Origin of the sequence: Halothiobacillus sp. (assembly GCF_028710545.1) — a bacterium.
Taxonomy (GTDB): domain Bacteria; phylum Pseudomonadota; class Gammaproteobacteria; order Halothiobacillales; family Halothiobacillaceae; genus Halothiobacillus.
In genome coordinates this window covers 36,779-61,157 of record NZ_JAQTTX010000010.1, presented here as the reverse complement: position 1 = coordinate 61,157, position 24,379 = coordinate 36,779, and the positions used below count along the sequence as shown (strand labels likewise).

General features: G+C 54.7%; 23 protein-coding genes and 1 pseudogene. 11 read left to right on the top strand and 13 right to left on the bottom strand.

The window, feature by feature from the left end; genetic code table 11:
• On the top strand, positions 1-240 hold a 240-nt coding region (locus PHD44_RS03355), incomplete at its 5' end, for a hypothetical protein (protein WP_300188049.1).
• Here the strand turns inward: PHD44_RS03355 and PHD44_RS03350 are convergent.
• From PHD44_RS03350 to PHD44_RS03340, 3 genes are read right to left on the bottom strand one after another with little or no spacing between them, the layout of a single operon-like run.
• Positions 241-615: a RidA family protein gene (locus tag PHD44_RS03350; RefSeq protein WP_300188047.1), complete on the bottom strand. Its 375-nt coding sequence runs from the start codon at positions 613-615 to the stop codon at positions 241-243.
• 14 nt (positions 616-629) lie between these two features.
• Positions 630-1,718 (bottom strand): alanine racemase, encoded by a 1,089-nt coding sequence (gene alr, locus PHD44_RS03345; RefSeq protein WP_300188045.1) that lies wholly within the window; start codon positions 1,716-1,718, stop codon positions 630-632.
• A gap of 19 nt (positions 1,719-1,737) precedes the next feature.
• On the bottom strand, positions 1,738-3,072 hold the full coding sequence (locus tag PHD44_RS03340; RefSeq protein WP_300188043.1) for a D-amino acid dehydrogenase: 1,335 nt from the start codon (positions 3,070-3,072) through the stop codon (positions 1,738-1,740).
• Positions 3,073-3,237: 165 nt separating this feature from the next.
• On the opposite strand from PHD44_RS03340, the gene PHD44_RS03335 reads away from it, so the two are divergent.
• Positions 3,238-3,741 carry a winged helix-turn-helix transcriptional regulator gene (locus PHD44_RS03335; protein WP_298217475.1) on the top strand — a complete coding sequence of 168 codons (504 nt, stop codon included), beginning with the start codon at positions 3,238-3,240 and terminating at the stop codon, positions 3,739-3,741.
• A gap of 25 nt (positions 3,742-3,766) precedes the next feature.
• Here PHD44_RS03335 and PHD44_RS03330 read toward each other — a convergent pair whose 3' ends face one another.
• Positions 3,767-3,937 carry a hypothetical protein gene (locus PHD44_RS03330; RefSeq protein ID WP_300188041.1) on the bottom strand — a complete coding sequence of 57 codons (171 nt, stop codon included), beginning with the start codon at positions 3,935-3,937 and terminating at the stop codon, positions 3,767-3,769.
• Positions 3,938-4,203: 266 nt separating this feature from the next.
• On the opposite strand from PHD44_RS03330, the gene PHD44_RS03325 reads away from it, so the two are divergent.
• Together PHD44_RS03325 and PHD44_RS03320 are read left to right on the top strand one after the other, a co-directional pair.
• On the top strand, positions 4,204-4,467 hold the full coding sequence (locus tag PHD44_RS03325; RefSeq protein WP_300188039.1) for an accessory factor UbiK family protein: 264 nt from the start codon (positions 4,204-4,206) through the stop codon (positions 4,465-4,467).
• A gap of 105 nt (positions 4,468-4,572) precedes the next feature.
• Complete coding sequence (locus PHD44_RS03320) at positions 4,573-6,084, top strand: YifB family Mg chelatase-like AAA ATPase (RefSeq protein ID WP_300188037.1); 1,512 nt, start codon at positions 4,573-4,575, stop codon at positions 6,082-6,084.
• Here the strand turns inward: PHD44_RS03320 and cmoB are convergent.
• From cmoB to rpmH, 9 genes and pseudogenes are all read right to left on the bottom strand, one after another.
• Entirely contained in the window at positions 6,071-7,099 is a 1,029-nt protein-coding gene (gene cmoB, locus PHD44_RS03315) for a tRNA 5-methoxyuridine(34)/uridine 5-oxyacetic acid(34) synthase CmoB (RefSeq protein ID WP_300188035.1), read from the bottom strand. The two genes, PHD44_RS03320 and cmoB, sit on opposite strands and share 14 nt — an antisense overlap.
• A 5-nt stretch (positions 7,100-7,104) precedes the next feature.
• Positions 7,105-7,881 carry a carboxy-S-adenosyl-L-methionine synthase CmoA gene (gene cmoA / locus PHD44_RS03310; RefSeq protein WP_300188033.1) on the bottom strand — a complete coding sequence of 259 codons (777 nt, stop codon included), beginning with the start codon at positions 7,879-7,881 and terminating at the stop codon, positions 7,105-7,107.
• Entirely contained in the window at positions 7,878-8,990 is a 1,113-nt protein-coding gene (mnmH, locus tag PHD44_RS03305) for a tRNA 2-selenouridine(34) synthase MnmH (RefSeq protein WP_300188031.1), read from the bottom strand. The genes cmoA and mnmH overlap by 4 nt, the downstream gene beginning before the upstream one ends.
• On the bottom strand, positions 8,990-10,051 hold the full coding sequence (gene selD / locus PHD44_RS03300; RefSeq protein WP_300188029.1) for a selenide, water dikinase SelD: 1,062 nt from the start codon (positions 10,049-10,051) through the stop codon (positions 8,990-8,992). Before selD ends, mnmH begins: the two co-directional genes overlap by 1 nt.
• Before the next feature lie 251 nt (positions 10,052-10,302).
• Positions 10,303-11,649, bottom strand: coding sequence for a tRNA uridine-5-carboxymethylaminomethyl(34) synthesis GTPase MnmE (gene mnmE / locus PHD44_RS03295; protein ID WP_300188028.1), 1,347 nt, complete (start codon positions 11,647-11,649; stop codon positions 10,303-10,305).
• Positions 11,650-11,665: 16 nt separating this feature from the next.
• Positions 11,666-13,381 (bottom strand): membrane protein insertase YidC, encoded by a 1,716-nt coding sequence (yidC, locus tag PHD44_RS03290; protein ID WP_300188026.1) that lies wholly within the window; start codon positions 13,379-13,381, stop codon positions 11,666-11,668.
• A gap of 211 nt (positions 13,382-13,592) precedes the next feature.
• Positions 13,593-13,805 (bottom strand): annotated as a pseudogene (gene yidD / locus PHD44_RS03285) (membrane protein insertion efficiency factor YidD); the annotation flags it as partial.
• Positions 13,790-14,161, bottom strand: coding sequence for a ribonuclease P protein component (rnpA, locus tag PHD44_RS03280; RefSeq protein WP_300188024.1), 372 nt, complete (start codon positions 14,159-14,161; stop codon positions 13,790-13,792). The pseudogene yidD and the gene rnpA, both read right to left, overlap by 16 nt.
• Positions 14,162-14,188: 27 nt before the next feature.
• A complete protein-coding gene (gene rpmH, locus PHD44_RS03275; protein ID WP_012825254.1) occupies positions 14,189-14,323 on the bottom strand; it encodes a 50S ribosomal protein L34 in 135 nt (44 codons plus the stop codon).
• A 284-nt stretch (positions 14,324-14,607) separates the two neighbouring features.
• Between rpmH and dnaA the strand changes: the two genes are divergently transcribed.
• The 7 genes from dnaA to xth all read left to right on the top strand — a co-directional run bounded on the left by dnaA (position 14,608) and on the right by xth (position 24,221).
• Positions 14,608-16,017: a chromosomal replication initiator protein DnaA gene (gene dnaA / locus PHD44_RS03270; protein WP_300188022.1), complete on the top strand. Its 1,410-nt coding sequence runs from the start codon at positions 14,608-14,610 to the stop codon at positions 16,015-16,017.
• A gap of 66 nt (positions 16,018-16,083) precedes the next feature.
• Positions 16,084-17,196, top strand: a complete 1,113-nt coding sequence (gene dnaN / locus PHD44_RS03265) for a DNA polymerase III subunit beta (RefSeq protein WP_300188020.1) — start codon at positions 16,084-16,086, stop codon at positions 17,194-17,196.
• Positions 17,193-18,266, top strand: a complete 1,074-nt coding sequence (locus tag PHD44_RS03260) for a DNA replication/repair protein RecF (protein ID WP_300188018.1) — start codon at positions 17,193-17,195, stop codon at positions 18,264-18,266. The genes dnaN and PHD44_RS03260 overlap by 4 nt, the downstream gene beginning before the upstream one ends.
• 221 nt (positions 18,267-18,487) lie before the next feature.
• Positions 18,488-20,905 carry a DNA topoisomerase (ATP-hydrolyzing) subunit B gene (gene gyrB / locus PHD44_RS03255; RefSeq protein WP_300188016.1) on the top strand — a complete coding sequence of 806 codons (2,418 nt, stop codon included), beginning with the start codon at positions 18,488-18,490 and terminating at the stop codon, positions 20,903-20,905.
• Positions 20,906-21,042: 137 nt separating this feature from the next.
• Positions 21,043-21,618, top strand: a complete 576-nt coding sequence (locus PHD44_RS03250) for a LemA family protein (protein ID WP_300188014.1) — start codon at positions 21,043-21,045, stop codon at positions 21,616-21,618.
• A gap of 14 nt (positions 21,619-21,632) precedes the next feature.
• Complete coding sequence (locus tag PHD44_RS03245) at positions 21,633-22,556, top strand: GIDE domain-containing protein (RefSeq protein ID WP_300188012.1); 924 nt, start codon at positions 21,633-21,635, stop codon at positions 22,554-22,556.
• Between the two features lie 891 nt (positions 22,557-23,447).
• Positions 23,448-24,221, top strand: a complete 774-nt coding sequence (gene xth, locus PHD44_RS03240; protein ID WP_300188010.1) for an exodeoxyribonuclease III — start codon at positions 23,448-23,450, stop codon at positions 24,219-24,221.
• The last annotated feature ends 158 nt before the right edge of the window (positions 24,222-24,379 follow it).

Here is a 24,379-nt window from a genome sequence, read left to right as displayed (position 1 = left end):
CCCCAGTTGCGAGAATATCGAGACTACATTGAGCGTGGCCACCGTTCCCCAGTCGATGGGGTGCTGCTGGGTCATAAGAAGCTACCTCGGGTCGATCCGCACAAGGCCGCATTTCTTCGGGCACAGGGATTGGCGGCCTTGCAGCATTGCGACGCTCGTCATTCAAAATTGAGCATAAGGTGGGCGTCAGCCCATGAAGCCTTTGATCGATTCGTGCCACGACTACCTGCCGTGCCTTGATCACGCCAGTGAGACAATGGCTTCAATTTCCACCCGCACATCGCGCGGCAGACGGGCAACCTGCACGGCGGAACGGGCGGGACGGTGCCCGCCGAACTCGGCCTCGTACACTTCGTTCATCGCCACAAAATCCTGCATATCCTTGAGGAACACCGTGGTTTTAGCCACTTTGGACAGCGTGCCGCCCGCCGCCTCGATCACCGCACGCAGATTGTCGAACACCTGCCGGGTTTGCACTTTGATATCGCCCTCAACCAGCGTGCCATCGGCACGCAACGGGATTTGCCCCGAGGTGAATAGCATCGTGCCGACGGCAATCGCCTGCGAATAAGGACCGATCGCGGCCGGTGCATTTGACGTCTGGATTTGCTTCATACTTTGTCTCCTGATCAATGGGATTGGCCCGAATACTCGAATCGGGCCCGTTTAACGTGACATAACAATTCATAGGCGATGGTGCCGGCACGAGAGGCCACCTCGTTTACCGGTACCTGGTCGCCCCATAATTCTACCCGGCTACCCACATCCGCCTGCGGGATATGAGTCAGGTCGACCGTCAGCATGTCCATGGACACCCGACCGATCAGCCGGGTCAATTGACCGTCCACAGCGACCGGTGTGCCGGTCGGAGCCGTTCGGGGATAACCATCCGCATAACCGCAGGAGACGACGCCGACGCGGGTCGGTCGCTCTGCCACAAACGCGCCACCATACCCCAGCGGCTCCCCATACGAGATGACGCGTACAGAAATCACCGCGCCCTCAAGCTGCATCACCGGACGCAGACGCTCGGCTATCGACGCGCCCGCCTTGCCGACGAACGGATCGGCGCCGTACAACATGATACCCGGCCGGGCCCAATCGGCATGTGCACCAGACCAACCCAGTATCGCGGCGGAATTGGACAGGCTGACCGGCGCGTCTATGCCCATCGTGGCAGCATGAAACGTTTCGACCTGCTGCAGCATATGCCGAGACTCGGGCTCATCCGCGCGAGCAAAATGACTCATCAACACAATTTGTGCAATAGCAGGATGCGCTTTCAAGCGCTCGTAAGTTGCCCGATACTGATCCGGCGCGATGCCCACCCGATGCATGCCGCTGTCCATTTTCAGCCAGACCGTAATCGGGCGGGTCAGATGCGCTGCCAACAGGTCATCGACCTGCCAGCGCTGATGCACCACGATCCAGAGATCGTAAACCTGGATGTCGAGCAATTCCGATGCCTCAAAAAATCCTTCGAGCAGCAGGATGGGGGCGGTGATACCCGCCGCACGCAAGCTCAGTGCTTCTTCGATCATGGCGACCGCAAAGCCATCGGCCTCATCGGCAATGGCACGTGCGCATTCGACGGCGCCATGACCATAGGCATTGGCCTTCACCACGGCCAAGGCACGACCGCCATGCGCCGCTTTAGCCAGACGATAGTTATGACGAAACGCATCCAAGCGGATGCGGGCGACGAGCGGGCGACTCATGAATTTGCGATCCTAAACCTTATGGGCCTACCGCATGGGATTCCGGCGCGTGAGATTCCGACGCAAGCTGCACTGTCTTCGCACGAGCGGCCTGCTTTCCACCATAACGAGACAATCCCAGATCGTCGGCTGCAATTGCTGTGGGTCGACCGGCCAGCAGATCGGCTAAAACTTGAGCCGACCCGCAGGACATCGTCCAGCCCAATGTGCCGTGACCGGTGTTGAGCCACAAATTGTCGTAGCCGGTCGCCCCGATAATGGGGGTGCCATCCGGTGTCATGGGGCGCAATCCGGTCCAGAACGTGGCGTCCTGGACATTTCCGCCCTGCGGGAACAGATCGCCAACCACCATTTCCAGCGTTTCGCGACGGCGTGGGTTGAGGCCAAGATCGAACCCCGCCAACTCGGCCATGCCGCCCAGACGGATACGATTGTCAAAACGTGTGATCGCGACCTTGTAGGTTTCGTCCATGATGGTGGAAACCGGCGCGGCATCGGCATTGGCAATCGGTACCGTCAGTGAATAGCCCTTGACCGGATAGACAGGAATATCGATGTTCAACGATTTCAGCAGCTGGCGCGAGTAGCTGCCCAAGGCAACCACGAACTGATCGCCTTCGATCCGCTCGCCTTGGGGCGACTCGACCCCGGTGATCCGGTTATTCGTTTTGAGGAGCCGTGAAATCGGGAAGTTGTAGCGAAACCTGACGCCCAGCTTGCGGGCCTTCGCTTCAAGCGCGGTCGTGAACATCTGACAGTCGCCGGTTTCATCGCCCGGCAAACGCAAGCCGCCGACGATTTTTTCACTGACAAGGCCCAGTGCGGGTTCCGCGCCGACGCAACCGGACCGATCCAGCAGTTCGTAAGACACGCCACATTCTTCGAGAACAGCGATGTCCTTGCTCACCGCGTCGAGTTGCTTCTGGGTACGAAACACCTGCAAGGTTCCCTGGGTTCGCTGCTCGTAGAAAATACCCGTTTCATTGCGCAGATCACGCAGACAATCCCGGCTGTGTTCGGCCAGGCGAACCATGCGCGACTTGTTGATGGCATAACGTTCGGCGGTGCAGTTACGCAGCATCTTGCCCATCCACTGCAACTGAAACAGGGAACCATCGGGACGAATGGACAAAGGCGCATGGCGCTGGAACAACCATTTGGCTGCCTTCAACGGGATACCCGGCGCGGCCCAGGGCGCGGAGTAACCCGGCGAAACCTGACCGGCATTGGCAAAGCTGGTTTCCATGGCGGCACTGGGCTCTCGATCAACCACGGTCACATCGAAACCCATGCGCGCCAGATAATAGGCGCTGGTGACACCCACCACACCACTTCCAAGCACTATGACCCGCATCGCCCACCTCCAGAACTTCAAAGCAAGAACAGATGAAATTCTATTGGTCTCGTGAAAAACGAATATCTGTATATATGGCTATTTAACGAACAAAAAACTATATTTTCTAAAAAAATATGCATATTTTTCCGAAAATTTGAATTGCACCCAAAGAAGGCACGGCCCATGCGCATACGCACCCATTCGGTTCGAGAGCTGGACAAAATCGACCGCAAGATTCTGGACATCCTGCAACAGGATGCCCGCATCTCGGTCACCGATCTGGCCGAACAGGTCGGTCTGTCCGTCACGCCCTGTGGCGAGCGAATCAAACGCCTGGAAAAGGAGGGCGTCATTCTCGGATACCACGCCCGGCTTGATCCTCAGGCGCTGGCGTTATCGCTGCTGGTATTCGTGGAGATCAAGCTCTCGGCGAAATCCGGTGTGATGTTCGAAAACTTCAAACGGGAGATCATCAAGCTGCCCAGCATTCTGGAATGTCATCTCGTTTCCGGTGAGTTCGATTACCTGATCAAGGCGCGGATATCGAAGATGTCCGATTACCGGAAACTGCTCGGTGAAATCCTGTTGGCCTTGCCCGGCGCTCAGGAGTCGAAGAGTTACATCGTGATGGAAGAGGTCAAGGAAACGCTCGCCTTGCCGCTTGAGGTTACAGCGGGCGAAAAGTAACCATCAGCAACCAGCCGCTCTTGCATCAATCGGACGAGGGCATCAGCAGAGTTTTTTCCTGATCCAGAGCGGGCAATGACAAGGTATCGCTGTCGTCCTTGAGCTCGACGCCCGTGTATTTTCGCCGAAGCGATTCCTGAATCAGATAACTGATCTTGTGCGCCGCAAGAGCTGAGAGTCTCCCTGCTTGAATCAATGCTCTGAGTTCAACGAACCTTCACAGCCACACATCCTCTTCCACTATGGAATTCATTAGACTCAAGCGTTAACAAAAACCATACCAAATGTATATTTATTTGATATTCAATAGTTCTTTGTTTTAATAACCTCGGAAATAGGATTTTTTGCTTTAATTTGGTGCTTCAACAAGAGCAGCAACGGATTAAAGTAGTCCAAAATCGCGGCTTGCATGTCGGGCGATAATCCCCAAGAATCCAACCATCCACACAGGAGGTTATTCTTATGTCTATTGCACACACCATCGAAGAACTGTCTCAACGCATTGAACAGGCTCTGCCGGAAAGTCTGCGCCAAACCAAGACGGAGATGGATAAAACCATTCGCCAGGCCGTGATGAATGCGTTCCAGAAGATGGAGCTGGTGACGCGTGATGAGTTCGATATTCAAACGCAGGTTCTGGCGCGGACACGGTCGAAACTCGAAGCGCTCGAACAGCGCGTAGCCGCTCTGGAAGCTGCACTGAATAACGACGCGCAAAGCGAATAATCCACGCTCCCCTTTCCTGAAACAGCGAGCGTTCTTGCCCGATTCGTTCAACTGATTTTCTCAACGCGCCAACCTAAGGCGGGTTCGATCAAGACAAGGAAAGTCATGTCCATCGCCAAAGTTTACAGCCGAGCACAAGTTGGTATTGATGCGCCGTTGGTGACGGTCGAAGCGCATGTCACCAATGGCTTGCCTGCAATCACACTGGTGGGGCTTGCTGAAACGGCGGTCCGCGAAAGCCGGGATCGCGTGCGTGCCGCGATTTTATCTTCCGGATTTGAATTTCCACCCAAGCGGCTCACCATCAATCTGGCACCCGCCGATTTGCCCAAGGAGAGCGCCCGGTTTGATCTGGCGATTGCCATCGCCATTTTGGCCGTAACGGGTCAAATTCCCGGCAAAGATGCCGAAACGGCATTACAGCAACTCAAACACTATGAATTCTTGGGCGAGTTATCCCTCGATGGCGGCATTCGACCGATTAACGGATCGCTTTCTGCTGCCATTGCCACACGTGATGCACGACGTATCCTTGTTTTACCCAAAACCTGCGGGGATGAAGTCTCGGTCATCAAGGATATTCACGCCCTGACGGCCCATCATTTAACGGCCGTTGTGGCGCATTTGGCGGGTCAGAAAAATCTCGATGACATCGTGCCGCGCCCGTTGGAACCGATTGATCCGGCTTTGGATGGCGATTTATCCGAGGTGCGCGGCCAACCCAGGGCCAAACGCGCTCTGGCGATTGCCGCCGCAGGCCAGCACAATCTACTGCTGATCGGCCCGCCCGGCGCAGGCAAGAGTATGTTGGCGCAACGAATGCCCGGCATTCTTCCGCCCATGACCGAAAGCGAAGCCATTGAATCGGCGCGGATTGCCTCGATTTCAAGTCAGGGGTTCACGCCGGAACGTTTTGGCCTGCGGCAGTTCAGAAATCCACATCACTCCGCCTCATCGGTGGCCTTGATCGGTGGTGGCTCCAACCCGAAACCCGGCGAAATTTCACTGGCGCATTTTGGGGTTTTGTTCCTCGATGAGTTACCGGAGTTTGATCGCAAGGTGCTCGAAGCCCTGCGTGAACCGCTGGAAAACGGCAAAATCACGATTTCTCGCGCGGCGCAGCAAGCGGAATTCCCCGCAGAATTTCAATTGATTGCCGCCATGAATCCATCGCCGCAAGGGGTGGAAATCGATTCTGTCGCAGCGCAACGTTATCGGGCAAAACTTTCCGGGCCGCTGCTGGACCGTATCGACATGCATCTGGAAATTCCAAGAGTTCCCGCCACAGAATTCACTTCGGTTGCTGCTGAAGAAACATCTGCCGAGGTCCGCGCGCGCGTCACCGAAGCAAGAGCGGTCATGTTGCAACGGCAGAATAAGCCCAATGCACGGTTGTCTTCGAGTGAACTGGGCAGCGTGGCTGAACTCGATGAAAAAAATCAGCTTTTCCTGAATCAGGCCATTGAAAAACTCAAACTATCCGGCCGCGCCCGAAACCGGATTTTGAAGGTAGCCCGGACGATTGCCGATCTGGATGGCAAACCGCAAATCGATACGGCTTGCCTGAGCGAGGCAATGGGGTACCGCAATTTGGATCGCTTATTCAGGATCGGTTGACCTTTTTGGCAGTCAAAATCGCCCGCAGCGGCGCCGGGTAGCCTTCGATCGTTTTGGAACGATCCACCGGATCGAGAAAATCGGCCAAGGATGGTTTGAAATCGGTCCAATCCGTGGCGCGCTGTTCATCGAGACTGGTCGATTCCTGATTGACGAGCCGAATCGATTCGAACCCCAGACGGGCCAGCCAAACGCAGAGCAAGGGCACGCTGGGAATGAACCATATATTGCGCATGCCCGCGTAGCGATCGGTTGGGGTTAATACCTGCTGCGCATCGCCTTCAATCACCAGCGTTTCCAGAACCAGTTCCCCGCCCGGCTTCAGGCATTCGGCCAGTTCCTGAATATGCCCGAGCGGGTTTCGGCGATGATAGAGCACGCCCATCGAAAACACGGTATCGAACAACGGCGCGCGGCTTAAGTTTTCCAGTGTCGTGGGAATGATCACGGCCCGACGTTCGCCCAGAAGATGCGCCACCGCGTAGAACTGGGCAACAAAACTCAAGGTCGGCTCAACGCCCACCGCGATTGCTGCACCATCGCCCAACATCCGCCAGAGGTGATACCCGCTGCCGGTGCCCACATCCAGAATTTTTTTGCCATCGAGCGGACTGATATGCGCTTGCAGTCGTTGCCATTTGAAATCCGAACGCCATTCTGTGTCGATAAACACGTCATACAGTGAAAACGGTCCTTTGCGCCAGGGTGACAATTGGCGAAGTTGCCGCTCTAGGGATTCCTTTACCACTTTCCTGTTTTCGGACTCAACATCGGATGCACGAACCGAAACCACCGGCTGATCCAGTGTCACGACCCGTTCAGCAGGAATAGCGGGCAACTGCGCGACGACCTGACTCCATTCTTCCCAGTGCCCGTGATTGATGTCATCGAATCGCGCAGCGTGCGCAATTAACCATTGGGAAAACGCTGCCTTGTCGCCGTCGGCATCCCCATGGGCGCCCATCGTCGTTGACGCCATTGCCAGAAATCGGCCTTTGATCGTGTTCGGTTCCATTTTTTCTATTTAATCGCCAGCCATGAGGCAAAAGCGTAGTGTTTGCCAAGTAGGATGGTTTTGCTAAATCCGGCTTCGCGGAAACGTTTTATGTGCGCTTGCTCGGTTTCTGTTCTCAGGACGTTTTCCAGTGCCTGTCTTTTTTGGGCGATTTCCAGTTCGGAATAACCGTTTCGCCGCTTGAACTCATGGTGCAATTCCGTGCTGATGCCTTGCAATGCCTCGTCTTCATCGTGAATTTTCTCAACCAGAATCAGCCCGCCGCCGGGATTCAATCCCGCATGGATTTTTTTCAGCAGATCCAGCCGTTTTTCCGGTTCGATAAATTGCAGGGTGTAGGCCAGCACGATCAGCGAGGCATGACGATACTCATGCGTTGTAATGTCCCCGCAATGCAGAACAATCGGCACGCTGGCCTGAAACGAACCAATATGTTCTTCCGCCCGGGAAATCATGGCTTGCGATGAGTCGATGGCATGAATCGTTACGGAATCGGCATCGATACCCGACGCCAGAACGCCACTTCTCAAGGCCAGGGTGATTGCGCCGAGCGAACAACCCAAATCGTAGATTCTGCTGTTTTCCCGCACGAGCAAACGCGTGACATCTTTGATCAGATCCAAGGTGAATTCGTATCCGGGCACTGATCGTTTGATCATGTCCGGAAAAACGGCGGCCACTTCCTGATTGAAACAGAATGGCCCCGGTTTTTCAGGTGTGTCGAACAGTTTGTCTTTTCCACCCAGAATCGATACGGAATGTTCTGATTCGTTGTTGTTCATAGGTCACATGTTGAAAACCACCAGTCTCGAATTTCGGTTTCAGTGCCCTGAAAAACGATACGGTGTTTTTTCTTGTTGATTTGATAGTCGTACATCGGGTCGTAGTAACCGATCAGCAATTGCTCGATCAGTGATTCGATGCCGAGTTTATCGCCCGATGCGAAATAATGATTCAATCCCGTGAGCGCCAGGGCGGACAAATCCTTATGCCGCGAAAGTCCCAATCGTTTCTTTATGCTGTCCAGCGATTGCAGAATGTTCGTTTTCAGTGTTTCTTCGGCCTGTTCGCGGCCGTACATCCGAATGAGTTTTTGATACCGGCTGGTGATGTAATCCTCGAATACCTGCTCGATCCGTTTTTCGACGGGTGTGTGCAAAACCACCAATGGCGCCTTTTGCATGGCTTCCCATAACGGTGGGGGAACGCTGCGCGCACCGATCTTTGATCCTTCGTCTTCCAGCATGATCGGTGCATCCGGCCTGGCCACCCGATTTCTCATCAAGGCAATGGCGATCTCGTTATCGATGCTGATTTGCGGCGGTTGTGCTTCCAGTTCCTGTCCGAACGCCGAGCCCTTGTGATGGGCAATCCCTTCCAGATCGACAAAGCGTTCGCATTGATTCAGCAACACGGTTTTTCCGGTACCGGTTCGACCACCCAGAACAACCAATTTCGCCTGCACCGCATCGGCTTGAAGCCGATCCAGCAGAAAACGGCGCATGGCCTTGTATCCGCCAACGATTCTGGGAACCGTGATACCGGCCTCATCCATGAGCATGCGTTGCGTCAGGCGTGATCTCAGGCCGCCACGAAAGCAATAAAGCATGCCATTCGGGTGTGTTTGAAAAAATTCTGCCCATTTGGCAATGCGCTGTTGCTTCTGCTGCTCATCCACCAGCGCGTAACCCAGGGCAATGGCAGCGTCCTGTCCTTGTGTCTTGTAACGGATACCGATGAGGTGTCGTTCCTCGTCCGTCAAGAGCGGAATATTGGTCGATTCAGGAAAAGCGCCTGCGTTGAATTCAACCGGCGCGCGCACATCAAGCAGCGGTATGTTTTCCAGCAAAACCCGCTTCAGATCGGTTTCCTTGGGTGCAGATTCCACCATCAGAACGAGCCGAAGCGGATGGTCTTTTCGTTTGGCTCGGCGGCAACCATTCGACCGATGGGTTCGGCATGTATCCCTTGGGCCTGAAGCAATGCACGAACTTCATTCACAGCGGTTTGTGCCACGCTGATGAGCAATCCGCCGGATGTTTGCGGATCGCAGACGATGGCCTTTTCCTCGTCCGTCATTTTTGCGAGGTGTTTTCCGTAGCTGGCAAAATTGCGATGCGTGCCGCCTGGTGTCTGTTTTTCCTTCAGATAGACATCGACATTCCTGATTTTCGGTACCCGTGCCAGATCGATCACAGCAGATGTTTCACTACCCTGACACATTTCCAGCAGATGTCCGCCAAGGCCAAAACCGGTGACATCCGTCATCGCATGCACGTCACTCATTTGACCGAGTTCATAGCCAATCTTGTTGAGCTGACACATCAAATCAGGTGCCGTATTGCTATCTTCATCGCGCAGGACACCGGATTTTTGCGCGGTGGTCAAAATGCCGATACCCAATGGTTTGGTTAAAAAGAGGTAATCCCCCACCTGGGCCTGATCGTTTCGCTTGAGGTGATCGAGTGCAACGCGACCGGTTACGGCCAAACCGAAAATGGGTTCCGGCGCATCGATTGAATGTCCACCGGCCAGTGGGATGCCGGCATCGTGACAGGCTTGTTTCCCCCCGTCGATCACCTGCGAGGCGATTTCGGCGGATAGTTTATCGATGGGCCAGCCGAAAATGGCAATCGCCATCAGGGGTTGTCCACCCATCGCATAGATGTCGCTGATAGCGTTGGTTGCAGCAATTCGACCGAAGGTGAACGGATCATCGACGATGGGCATGAAAAAATCGGTGGTGCTGATGATGCCGGTACCGTCGCCTAAGTCCATGACGGCGGCATCGTCCTTGGAATCGTTACCGACGATGAGCTGGCTGAAATGGGTTTTTTCAATGGTGCTGGTATGCAGGATTTCATCCAGTAGGGCGGGAGATATCTTGCAGCCACAACCGGCACCGTGGCTGTATTGAGTCAAACGAATGGGTTCTTGTTCGGTATTTTTCATGGTTTGGGTCGTTGTGTTACGTCTGAATAATTCAAGAATGTTTTAGTTCTGTTGTTAGTGATGATGATTAGTGATGCAGTATATCGGGGTCAAGGGCAAATTCTTCATGGATTCAAACGGGTTACCGGTCTTGTAACTCAGGTATGGATTGACGGTTCTGTTGTGGATGAAATTTTATGTTTTGTGGATAACTTTGTTTTCCCGAGTTACACCCAGCTTATTCGCAGCTTTCACTTTGAGGACATCCTGCTTTATTTGCCAATGCAGAAACTGCTGAAAATTTCACCGAGCAGATCATCTGCGGTGAACTTGCCGGTGATTTCATCCAGGGCCAGTTGGGCTCGACGGAGCGATTCTGCTGCCAGTTCTCCGGCGGATTGGGTCGTCAAGGCATCGTGGGCAGAAATGATCTCTTTTTGCGCACCGAGCAAGGCATCCAGGTGTCTTCTTCGGGCGATGAACTGCCCGCCTTCCGTGGACTGATAGCCCATGATTTGTTTGAGATGCGCGCGGAGTTCCTTGATGCCCGCGCCGGTTTTCGCACTGATGCCCAAATGGGTTTTTTCCTGATCGAATCCGGCTGGACGACCGGTCAGGTCGATTTTGTTGAATACGCCAATCGTGTGCTTGCTCGGCAGCATGGCCCGGATCTTTTCATCTTCATCCGGGTTGTTGCGGTGGTCGTCCTGGAGAAACAGCACCGCATCGGCCTGTTCCACTTCCAGCCAGGCGCGGCGAATGCCTTCACGCTCAATCGGGTCGTCACTGTCACGCAAACCGGCGGTGTCGATGATATGGACGGGCAGGCCATCGATCTGAATTTCGGCACGCAATACATCGCGCGTGGTGCCGGGAATGTCGGTCACGATGGCACGGTCATCACCGGCCAATTGATTCAGCAGACTCGATTTTCCGGCATTAGGCTGGCCGACGATCGCCACGCGCATGCCCTCGCGCAGAAGTACGCCTTGCTGTGTTTCTGAAAGCAGATCGCCGATGTCATCGACCAGTTGCTTTGACTGCGCAATGAGGCGGGCGTCGGAGAGAAAATCAATTTCTTCTTCGGGAAAATCAAGGGCTGATTCGATGTACATGCGCAATGCAATCAGCTGCTGTGTGACGCGATGAACCCGTTCGGAAAACACGCCTTGCAGGGCCTGACTTGCTGCCTGTGCGGCGGCCTGGCTACCGGCATCGATCAAATCGGCGACGGCTTCAGCCTGTGCCAGATCCATTCGTCCATTGAGAAAGGCGCGCTCGGTGAATTCACCCGGACGGGCCAGTCGCGCGCCCAGTTGCAGTATCAGTTGCAGCAGATGATCGAGTACGACCGGGCCACCGTGGCCTTGCAACTCGACCACATCTTCGCCGGTGTACGAATGCGGTGCCGAAAATACGAGGCAAAGCCCGTCATCAATGTGCGCGCCGGTATCGGGGTGTTTGAATGGGACGTGCCGCGCATAGCGAATGGGCGGCAAGGTCGTGACGATTCGTTCGGCAATCGCGTGCGCTTGCGTGCCGGATAAACGAATAATGCCGACACCGCCACGTCCGGGGGCAGTGGCAATGGCGGCAATGGTGTCCTGTGGCGAATGCATGAGCACGCCCGAGGCGTTACTCGGACTTGATCAGTGCCATCTGCTTCTCGATTTTGCGCGTGATGAGGTACTGCTGCGCAATAGAGAGCAGGTTGTTCACGAACCAGTACAGCACCAGACCTGCCGGGAAGAACGAGAAGAAGACGGTAAAGATGACCGGTAACCAGGCAAAGATTTTCTGTTGCATCGGGTCAACCGGCGCCGGGTTGAGTTTCTGCTGGATGAACATGGAAATACCCATGAGCAACGGCAGCACGAAATACGGATCCTTCTGCGACAGGTCATGAATCCACAAAATCCACGGAGCCTGGCGCAATTCAACCGATTCGGCCAATACCCAGTACAGTGAAATGAAGACCGGGATCTGAATCACGATGGGCAGACAACCACCCAGCGGATTGATTTTCTCCCGCTGGTAGAGCTTCATCATTTCCTGAGAAAGCTTTTGTCTGTCTTCGCCGAATTTTTCCTTGAGCGCCTTCATCTTCGGCGTGACGGCACGCATTTTCGCCATGGAGCGATAGCTGATGGCCGAAGGCCAGAGGAAGAAAAGTTTAATGACCAGCGTCACCAGTACGATCGACCAGCCCCAGTTGCCGACCCATTCGTGGAAGAACTTGAGCAGCCAGAAGATCGGATCGGCGATGACAGTGAAAATACCGAAATCGATCGTCAGGTTCAGGCCTTGTGCGAGCGGAGCGAGATTCGACTGAATCTTCGGGCCGACATAAAGCGTGGACGACAATTCACCCGAGCCACCGGCCGGAATGGTCGTGACCGGCGAGCTCATGCCGATGGTGTACAGGGTCTGATTGTTCTTGTCCGACACGAGCGTGTAGAAATGGTTGACCTGCTGGCGATCGCTCGGCACCCAGGCACTCATGAAGTAGTGCTGGATGATGGCCACCCAGCCATTGCTCAAATCCTTCGAAAGCTTGGTTTTCAGCATTTCCTCAAACGGAATCTTTTCATAGGCCAAGCGATCTTTCGTGCCGGGTACATCACCCGCGTAAACCGTGCCGGTATAGGTGTGAACCAGTTGCGTGCCCGGCGTGGTACCCAGCCGCGTCAACTGGCGATATTGGCTGGCGGCCCAAGGCGTTTGGCTGGTGTTTTCGATCTTGTATTCGACCCGAACCGTGTAATCACCGCGTTTGACGATGATCCACTTGGTGATCTTGATGCCGTCCTTTTCCCAGGAAAGCGGAATGCGTAACTCATTTTCCCCCGGAGTCAGCGTATATTCCATTTGCGGGGCGGTGTATTGGGCATAGTGGTCCGGCGCCGGTGCACCCTTCGCGCCGACCAAACCGGATTGCGCCACATAGACGAAGCCATTGCTGTCCGTCAGCAGTCTGACGGGGTCGGCCTTGTCCTGTTCTTGAGGATATTTGAGTAGATCCGCTTCATTGATCACGCCGCCTTGCAGGCTGATTTTCAGCGCCAGTACGTCGGTTTTGACGGTAATGGTTTGCGCGTTATTGCTGGCGCTGGATTTGGTCTCCGGGGTACCGGGTACGGTGCCTTGAGTCTGGCCGCTGGCTGTAGGTGCTACAGATGCCGGTATGTCTTTGGCAGCAGTTGATTCTGCCGGGCTACCTGGAATGGCCGCATTCTGTGTGGTGGCCGCCGCCTGTTGGGCTGATTGCGATTGGTCGCGCGTCCAGGCTTGCCAGAGCGAAATCAAAACAAAACCAAGAGCAACGACCAAAATCAGGCGGCGATTATCCATCTTTAAGACTCAATCAATTAGGTGGGTTAGTAACGTTATGCCCCGGGTTATGCCCCAGGTTCTTTTTACTGGGGCGCGCGCAATTATCCGCGTCTTCCGGGGAATGATCGACAGATGAAACCGGCATCGGTTCCTTGTCGGCATCAGGCGTGCCGTAGTTTACAGGATGATCGTGACATCTGCGTGGCGCGCTGACTTTTGATCCGGATTTGGCTTCAGGTACAGGATCGAACCCGCCTTCGCAAAATGGATTGCAGCGCCCGATGCGCCTCAACGCCATCCAGCCGCCCTTAAGCGCGCCATGGGTTTGAATGGCCTCGATCGCATACTGGGAACAGGTCGGCTCGAATCGGCAGCTCGGCGGGAAAAACGGGCTGATGAAAATCTGATAAAACCGGACCAGCCGAATCAGGAGCCAACGCATCGCGCGGCCACCTTGTCGAATAGCTGTTTCATCATGATCTGTAATTCGGGGTTGGATACGTTTTCGATACCGGCTTTGGCCATGACGACACAATCAAACGATGGCCATTCGGCCAGATGACGGCGAAAGTAGTCACGAGCGATTCGTTTGACCCGGTTGCGTTCATGCGCCAGACGCACTTGACGCTTGGCGATGGCCAGACCCAACCGAGGGGAGGTGGTTAGGTTCGGGGTGACCACAGCCATCAGCAGTTCGCAATGAACGCGCTTACCCGACGTGAGTGTTCGCTTGTACTCGTCAGGGCGACGAAGGCGAACATCAACAGGAAAACCAAACCGTTTTGGCGAGGAGGCCATCGTGGTTCGGTTAATCGAGACGGTCGGTTAAACGGCTAAACGCTTACGGCCCTTGGCACGGCGCGCGTTGATGACCGCACGGCCACCACGGGTAGCCATACGAGCACGGAAACCGTGTGTGCGGGCACGATGGATAATACTGGGTTGGTACGTTCTTTTCATGGCGAAAATTCCTGTAAATTTATCTACTTGTGTCGCAGTGTGGCGTTCTCGTCCGCCAGGGCGGGCAAACTGCCCGCAAAAGCAACACAAGCCAAAAGGCCGAGCATTAGACTGAAAAAAAGCCGCGTTGTCAATCAAAAATGCGCTTTGAACCAAGGGGTTTGCGGGTTTTACGTGTGCCGGTAGCGCGTGGTGGCGGTTTGAATTCTTGTTCCGGGGATACTGCGATTCAGTAGGGGTCGGTGATACACTGCCCTCTTTCCTGCAGGCTCGTTTTACCCCCTATGTCGACCATCACATCAGAACTGTGGCAGCAATGCATTGATCGGTTGTCCGAAGATCTGCCCGTTCAGCAGATCAATATGTGGATCAGACCGCTGCAAGCAGAGTTGAAGACGGAAAATCATCTGATCCTGTGGGCGCCGAATCGTTTTGTCATGGACATGGTCGCGCAGCAATACAAGTCGAAAATCCTCGAACAGGCGCAGATCTTGCTCGAACGTCCGGATTTGCAGCTTGGTCTGCAAGTGGGCAGCGTGCCTTCCGAGCAGCCTGTCGATGTGCCCGCAGCCGCAACCCTGTCATCGAAGTCCGGCACATCGCCCTCGGGCGTTGCGCCGCGTGTCGAGCAGCCTGTGGATTTGGCCGAATCAGATACCGGTTCCAAGGAATTCGTTAGCCACATCAACAAAAAATTCAATTTCGATAATTTCGTCGAAGGGAAATCGAACCAGTTGGCGCGCGCGGCCTCGCAGCAGGTCGCCCAGAATCCGGGCGTGGGTTATAACCCGCTTTTTATCTACGGTGGCGTGGGGCTGGGGAAAACCCACTTGATGCAGGCCGTCGGTAACGCGATTCTGGAGCGTTCGCCCGATGCCAGGGTGGTTTATCTGCACAGTGAGCGTTATGTGCAGCAGATGGTCAGTTCCATCAAGAACAACACGATCGAGGAATTCAAGAATTTCTATCGTTCGGTGAATGCCTTGTTGATTGACGACATTCAGTTCTTCGCGGGGAAAAATCGCAGTCAGGAAGAGTTCTTTCACACATTCAATGCACTGATTGAGCAGGGTCAGCAAATCATCATGACCTGCGATCGCTATCCCAAGGAAATCGAAGGCCTCGAAGAGCGCTTGAAATCTCGTTTTGGATGGGGGTTGACCGTAGCAGTCGAGCCGCCCGATCTGGAAACGCGCGTAGCGATCTTGCAGAGCAAGGCCGAGCAGTCGCAAATCTCGCTTAGTACCGATGTGGCCTTTTTTATCGCCAAACGCGTCCGGGCGAACATTCGCGAACTCGAAGGCGCGTTGCGGCGCGTGATTGCGACCGCGCAGTTTACGGGGCGCCCCATTACGGTGGAATCGACCAAGGAAGCACTCAAAGACCAAATCGCAGCGCAGGCGAAATTGATTACGCTTGAAAATATCCAGCGCACGGTGGCGAAATACTACAACCTTAAGTTGACCGATCTGACCGGGACCCGTCGTTCCCGTTCCATCGCCCGCCCGCGACAAGTGGCGATGAGCCTGGCCAAGGAACTCACGAACCATAGTCTGCCGGAAATTGGCGAGGCCTTTGGCGGGCGGGATCACACCACGGTGATCCATGCCTGCAAGAAAATCGAAGAATTGCGCGAGATCGAGCCCAAGCTCAGTGACGATTACAACTTGTTGAGACACACATTAAATATATAAGATGCGTCGGACTTTCCCCTGACCGGGGCCTTCCCCGCGCGCACCATTTTTTTGAGGACAGCCATTATGCAGTTTGCCGTTGATCGAGATCGATTCAGCAGTGCCATCAATCAGGTGATCGGCGGGGTCGAAAAACGCCAGACCATGCAGATTTTGAGCAACCTGTTGCTCGAAGTGGCCGACGGTCGCCTGACGCTGGTGGCGACGGACCTGGAAATTCAACTGCGTACCTCTGTTGACGTTCAGATGCACGCCCCGGGGGCAACCACAGTCAATGCCCGTAAGCTGGCAGACATCGTCAAATCCGCGTCTCAGGACGCCAAGATCGCCTTGACGCAAACCGATGGCTGGCTGGAAATCGATATCGGCACCGGCGTGTTCCGCTTGGCCTCGATCGAGGCAGAAAGCTTCCCGCAAATGACCATCGATGCCGCGACTCAATCGACCGTGTCCATCACCCAAAAGAATCTCTACGCGCTGATCGATAAAACCCAGTTTTCGATGGCACAGCAGGACGTGCGCTACTTTCTCAATGGCCTGTTGCTTGAAGTCAAACCCGGACAAATGACAGCGGTCGCCACGGACGGTCATCGTCTGGCTTATGCCCATCTGAGCGATGAACGACTGACGGAGAACAACCGTCAGGTCATCGTGCCGCGAAAAATGGTTTCGGAAATGCTCAAGGCACTGGATCGCGATAGCGACGACGAGGTTTCGCTGGCATTCCGCGATAACCAGATCGAACTTTTGATCGGTGAAAATTACCTGATCAGCAAATTGATCGACGGCAAATATCCGGACTATTCGCGCGTGATACCGCAGGCGAACAGCAAGATACTGATCGTGTCGAAAACGGAACTCAAACAGGTGTTGCAGCGCGCCAGCATCTTGTCCAACGAACGGTTCTCGGGGGCATATTTCCACCTGAGCCCAGGGCGCTTGATGATCGAATCAAGCAACGCGGAACATGAATCGTCCAAGGAAACCATGTCCGTCGGCTACGATGCGGGCAACCTGAAAATATCGTTCAATATCAACTACCTTTTGAACATTCTGGCGGTTATCGAATCCGAGGAAGTCTGCATGGAACTCGAGGCCCCCGAGTCCAGCGTGCTGATCAAACCCGTTATGACCGGCGACATCGATAGCAAGTATGTTCTGATGCCAATGAAGCTTTGACCCATCTTACGTCCCTCTCGATTAGCCATTTCAGAAACCTGACGATGACCGACTGCCCGCTTTCTGCGGGGTTCAATCTTCTGGTGGGTGATAATGGCGCCGGTAAAACGAGTGTGCTTGAGGCCATTTACTATCTCAGCTCGCTCAAATCCTTTCGGACGCAAACGCATAATGATCTGATCGCTCGTAACCCGGATCGTGATCGGGGATGCGCGGTGGTGCGCGCGGGTGTGCATCAGGACGATCATGATTTTTTCATGGCACTTGAGCGCTGCAAGGATCAGTTTCGTTTGCGATTGGGTCGAGAAGAGGTGCCGCGGGCCAGTCTGTTTGTAGCGCACCTGCCCGTGCTGGCACTGCATGCGCAATCGGACGATCTGGTTTTGGCCGGGCCGGAGTTTCGCCGCAAGTTCATCGATCGCATGGCGTTTTACCTGTTTGCCGATTTCGTTCCCGTATACGCCCAATTTGCGCGCGTGCTCAAGCAGCGCAATGCCGCATTACGCACGGGGCAATCTACAGATACCTGGGATCCATTGTTCGTGCAATTTGGCGAGCGGCTCAACGAGCAGCGGGTGGCTGCGCTCGATTTGCTCGAATCGGTGCTGCCCCAGGTTTTTGAGGCCCTGGCGCCCCATCTGTCCGTGGATATTCAGTTCCACCCCGGGCACAAATCCGGCTTGGAGTTATCTGAAGCGCTTGCCCGCAACCGCGAGCGGGATCGGGAAATGGGGCAGACCCTGATCGGCCCGCAACGAGCGGATATTCTGTTCACACTGAACGACTACTCGTTCAAGTCCACCGCCTCTCGTGGGCAAATCAAGTTGTTTACCGCGGCATTGACGCTGGCCACGGCACAGATATGGCAGGCGCAACGCGGCAAGCGGGCCGTATTGTTATTCGACGATTTCATGTCCGAGTTCGATGCCCGTCATTCTTCTACCCTGTTGAGCTATTTGTCGAATATGGGGCATCAGGTCTTTATTTCCGCAATCGATCGACAGCAGATCGATTTCCCATTCGATGCGGTTTTCAGGCTGGATGCCGGGCAAATCTCAGCCGTGGTATAATCCTGCGATTGTCTAGCAGCCGATTTCCCTAAAGTCCGACAGGCTGCTAGGGCCAGGGCGATCCGGCTTTGCTGGAAGGGTGTTGTGTCCCGATAAAACGAGGGTTGCCCTGTCGCTTTACGAGCAAAAATATCCGGCAGCCCTGCTTGGCTTGCAAAGCGCCGACATCGGCTTGCTCGCCCCATTTTCTGCCCATTTTCTATGTTTCTGGAAGCCCTCTCATGAGCGATAACAAGACGTACGACTCAACCAGTATCAAAGTCCTCAAAGGTCTGGATGCCGTTCGCAAACGCCCCGGCATGTACATCGGCGATACGGACGACGGCAGCGGCCTGCACCACATGGTGTTCGAGGTGGTGGATAACGCGGTCGATGAGGCGCTGGCCGGGCATTGCGATACCGTCACCGTCACCATGCACACCGATGGCTCGGTTTCGGTAACGGATAATGGCCGGGGCATCCCGGTAGACATCCACGCCGAAGAAGGCGTGTCGGCGGCGGAAGTCATCATGACCGTGCTGCATGCGGGCGGCAAATTCGACCAGAACAGCTACAAGGTATCCGGCGGCTTGCATGGCGTGGGTGTGTCGGTCGTCAATGCGCTTTCCGATGAGTTGGAGCTGGATATCTATCGCGGCGGCCATGCGTACCACCAGTCGTATCGTCTGGGTGTACCACAGGCGCCCCTGGCCGAAGTTGGTGCGACGGACAAATCGGGTACCTCAATCCGGTTCCTGCCCAGCCCGACAATTTTCACGGATGTCGTTTTCCATTACGACATCCTGGCCAAGCGCCTGCGCGAGCTATCCTTTCTCAATTCCGGCATTCGGGTATTCCTGAACGACGAAATTTCAGGGCGTTCCGACACGTTCTACTACGAAGGCGGTATTCGTGCCTTCGTGGAGCATCTGAACAAGGGCAAAACCGTTATTCACAAGAATGTTTTGAGCTTCTCGGGACAGAAAGACGCGGTACTGGTCGAACTGGCCTTGCAGTGGAACGACTCCTATCAGGAAAACCTGTTCTGCTACACCAACAACATCCCGCAACGCGATGGCGGCACGCATTTGACGGGCTTCCGGGCGGCATTGACGCGCACCCTGAACGACTATATGGATCGTTCCGGCATTTTGAAAAAAGCCAAGGTTTCCACCTCGGGCGAAGACTGGCGCGAAGGTCTGGTCGCGGTGATTTCGGTGAAAGTACCCGATCCCAAGTTCTCCTCACAAACCAAAGAAAAGCTGGTGTCATCCGAGGTCAAGTCGGCGGTTGAATCGCTGACTTCCGAGCGGCTGGCGGAATTTTTGGAAGAAAATCCGCAGGAAGCCCAGCTCATCACCAACAAGATCATCGAGGCAGCACGTGCCCGCGAAGCCGCGCGTCGTGCGCGTGAAATGACGCGTCGTAAGGGCGCGCTCGATATCGCCGGCTTGCCCGGCAAGCTCGCCGATTGCCAGGAAAAGGACCCGGCGCTGTCTGAAATCTATCTGGTGGAAGGGGACTCGGCGGGCGGTTCCGCCAAGCAGGGGCGCGATCGCCGCACGCAGGCGATTCTGCCGCTCAAAGGCAAGATTCTGAACGTGGAAAAGGCGCGTTTCGACAAAATGCTCTCATCGGCCGAAGTCGGTACTCTGATCACCGCGCTCGGCTGCGGTATCGGTCGGGAGGACTTCAACCCGGACAAACTGCGTTACCACCGCATCATCATCATGACCGATGCGGACGTCGATGGCAGTCACATCCGCACCCTGCTGCTGACGTTCTTCTATCGCCAAATGAAAGAACTCGTCGAGCGTGGGCATATTTATATTGCCCAGCCGCCGTTGTACAAGGTCAAAAAGGGCAAGCAGGAGCAGTACCTCAAAGATGACCTGGCACTGAACCAGTATCTTTTGCAATTGGCGGTCGATGGTGCCGCGCTGCAGGTGAATGCTGAAGCACCGCTGATCTCCGGCCCCGCGCTGGAATCCATGGCACGTGAGTATCTGGTTGCACAGGCCGTGATCGATCGTCTGTCGCACCGATACGATCCTTCCGCGCTGAAAGCCATTTTGCATCTACCGAAAATGACCTCTGCCGAAGTCACCGAAGATGGTGAAGCGTTCCAGGTTTGGTTGGGTCGCTTCACCGAGTCGATGAATCAGTTTGCCGATCACGGTGTGCACTACGAATCCGGGTTTGCCAAAACAACAGAGGGCGTGACCGGCATTCAGATTGTTCGCAGCCAGCACGGTGTTTCACATGAAACATTCCTGCCTGCTGCTTTCTTTTCGACCGCAGATTACCGCGTGTTGGGCGAACTGGCTTCTCAACTCGAAGGCTTGATCGGTGAAGATGCGCGTGTATTGCGCGGCGAAAAGAGCGCGCCGATTACCCATTTCGAACAGGCGATTGACTGGCTGATGCAGGAAGGGCGGCGCGGTTTGGGCATTCAGCGCTACAAAGGCCTGGGCGAGATGAATCCGGATCAGTTGTGGGAAACCACCATGAACCCGGAAACCCGTCGCCTGCTGCAAGTTCGTATCGAGGATGCCATTGCCTCGGATGAAATCTTCACGATTTTGATGGGTGATCTGGTTGAACCCCGCCGTGATTTCATTGAGAAATTCGCCTTGTCCGCCGTCAACATCGATATCTGATAAGATCGATCTGCGACGGAGCCGCGGAGCAAAACAAAAAAACCCGGCCTCATTGGTCGGGTTTTTTTTGGCGATTTCAGGCGCCGATGGCGTGTTTAATATAAGTAGCAAGATTGGGATTTAAGGGAGCAAATATCATGGGTGTCACAATTTCGGTTTTGTTGTTCCTGGTCGCCGTGATCGTGATCTGGGCGATCATCATGTATAACGGCCTCGTGGTGCTGAAGCACAACGTGTCACAAGCCTGGTCGAACATTGATGTGCTGCTCAAGCAGCGGCACGATGAGCTGCCCAAACTGGTTGAAACCGCCAAGCAGTACATGAAGTACGAGCAAGAAACGCTGGAGAAGGTTATGCGTGCCCGTTCGGCTGTGCGCAGCGCGCAGGAACGTGGCGACATGGAGGCGCTGGGTATGGCCGAAGGGCAGTTACGCGCAGGATTGATGGATTTTTACGCGGTGGCCGAGGCTTATCCCGATCTCAAGGCCAACACGAGCTTCCAACACTTGCAGCAACGAATCACCGGGTTGGAGAACATGATTGCCGATCGGCGTGAGTTCTATAACGCGTCCGTCAATCTCAACAATGTGCGCATCGAACAATTCCCCGACGTGCTGATCGCCCAGTTGTTCCGTTTCCGTCCGTTCAAGTTGCTCACCTTCCGCGAAGATGAAATCAAGGATACGGATCTCAAGACGCTGTTCAATCAATAAACGAGATTGGTTTGATGACTTGGTACGCCCACTGGGTGGGTTCCCTTGACGACAACGGCTACCATTTTCTGTTGTTCGGGTTGATTCTGCTGACGCTGATCACCTTGTTGGCGGGTATCTGGTTTGTTCGCCGCACCTACTGGATCATCAATACGCCCACATCGAAAATTGTCTCGGCGCATCAAGGTTATATTGAGATTGAAGGCATCACCAAAAATATCGATGCCTCGCCTCTTGTTTCGCCACTGACCGGCACGGCATGTGTCTGGTACTGGGTGTCCGTTGAGCACCGGGAGCAAAGTTTCGGCGATTCCAAGCGTTCTAACTGGCGGCGCATTTATCAGCATGAAAGCGATAACCTGATTGCGGTAGAAGATGAAACCGGCGAATGCCTGGTTGATCCCGAATCGGCCAGCATTCGCCCCAACATGCGACGCCAATGGTACGGCAATACCGAGCGACCAAGCGGGTTGACCAACAGCGTGGGCGGGCAATTTTTCGGCGATTACCGCTACACCGAAAAACTCCTGCTGCCGCATCGCAATCTGTACGTTCTGGGCTGGTTCAAAACCATTACCCACGATCCTTATGTGGTTGAGAACGAGTCGGTTGCCTCGCTGCTCAGAGCGTGGAAGAACGATCCGCAAAAGATGAAAACATTCGATCTGGATCGCAATGGCTCCATCGATTCCAAAGAGTGGGATCAGGCGCGGGAAGCCGCACGCCAGCAAATTCAGGCACAGCAGGTACGGGAACTGGAACGCCCCCAACAAACACACCTGATGAGCGCAAACCCTCAAAGCAGGCGCCCCTATATCATCTCGGCAGATGATCAAACCGCGCTGGCCAAGCGGTTTCGACGCTGGGGTTATCTGCTGTGGACGGGTAGCGTTCTGGCTTTTTTCTTCTGGGTGTCCGCGTATTATATCCGGCCTTAAACCTGCTCCGATCTTTGGCCGAACCGCCTACTCACCTTTTAGCAAAGCCACCACCTCACCCCCCTTTTGCAAAGGGGGGCAGGGGGGATTTGCCACACCGAACCCAAGCCACCAAATCCCCCTCATCCCCCTTTTTCAAAGGGGGATGCGAAATGCCAGAACCTTGCTCCGATCTCTGGTAGAGCCACTTACTCACCCCCCTTTCATAAAGGGGGGGTAGGGGGGATTTGCCGCATCAAACCGAAGTCACCAAATCCCCCTCGCTCTCCCTTTTTCAAAGGGGGAGGCGAAATACCAAAACCCCGCTCCGATCTTTTGCCAAGCCACCTACTCCCAGCTTTTAGCAAAGCCAGCACCTCACCTCCCCTTTCACAAAGCCACTACAGAACCCCCCTTTTGCAAAGGGGGGCAGGGGGGGATTTGCCGCACCAAACCAAGCCACCAAATCCCCCTCATTCCCCCTTTATCAAAGGGGGAGGCGAAATACCAAAACCCAGCTCCGATCTTTTGCCAAGCCACCTACTCCCAGCTTTTAGCAAAGCCAGCACCTCACCTCCCCTTTCACAAAGCCACTACAGAACCCCCTTTTTTGCAAAGGGGGGCAGGGGGGGATTTGCCGCATCAAACCGAAGTCACCAAATCCCCCTCGTTCCCCCTTTTTCAAAGGGGGATGCGAAATACCAAAACCCCGCTCCAAACTTTGGCCGAACCGCCTACCCCCAGCATTTAGCAAAGCCAGATTCTTGCTCCGATCTCTGGCAGAGCCACTTACTCACCCCCTTTGACAAAGGGGGGGCAGGGGGGATTTGCCGAATCAAACCCGGTTCCCCAAAAAAACAATTACACTTGCGTTAACCAACCAAAATCGAACGAAACCAAAGCGTATCACCCATGAAAATCGCGACCTGGAATGTCAACTCCCTGAATGTGCGCAAACCGCAGGTGCTCACCTGGCTGGCGCAGCAGCAACCCGCTATTTTGGGCTTGCAGGAATTAAAACAAATCAATGAAGCCATCGATGGCAGCGAATTTGCGGCACTGGGCTACCAAACCCTACTCAACGGCCAGAAAACCTATAACGGTGTCGCGCTTGTCTATCAAGACGTATTAGGCGAACCCTCGGATGTGGTCTGTGACATCCCTGGTCTGGAAGATCCGCAACGGCGCGTGATTGCCGCCACATTCGGGGATTTGCGGGTAATCAATGCTTATGTCGTCAATGGCGAATCCATCGAATCCGAAAAATACCGCTACAAGCTCAACTGGCTTGAAGCATTTTCTCAGTGGTTGGCGGCAGAAATCGCCCAGCATCCAAACCTCGTGGTGATGGGCGATTTCAACATCGCGCCAACCGATGCGGACGTGTATGACCCGGAGCGGTTCAAAGATGCCGTGTTATGTAGCCCGCCCGAACGCGAGCATTTCAACCGACTCATCGAGATGGGCTTTACGGATGCGTTGAATCGTTTTTCAAACGAAGAAGGCAACTTTACCTGGTGGGACTACCGTGGTGGCGGCTATCGCAGAAACCACGGCCTGCGGATCGACCACATCTTGGTCAGCCCGGCCGTTCAGGCAAAAACCATCGCCTGCCATGTCGATAAAGAACCCAGAGGCTGGGAGCGACCATCCGACCATGCCCCCGTGGTACTGACGCTGGCTTGATGTACACCAAAGCCCCTTAGGGAATTTCTTGCGAATGCAAAAATCGCGCGAATCCCCCTCAATCCCCCTTTACAAAAGGGGGAAGTGCTCTCGTTCAAAAAGATGGGGCTGATGCTCCCCCTTTGAAAAATGGGGTTGGGGGGATTTGACGAGAAGTA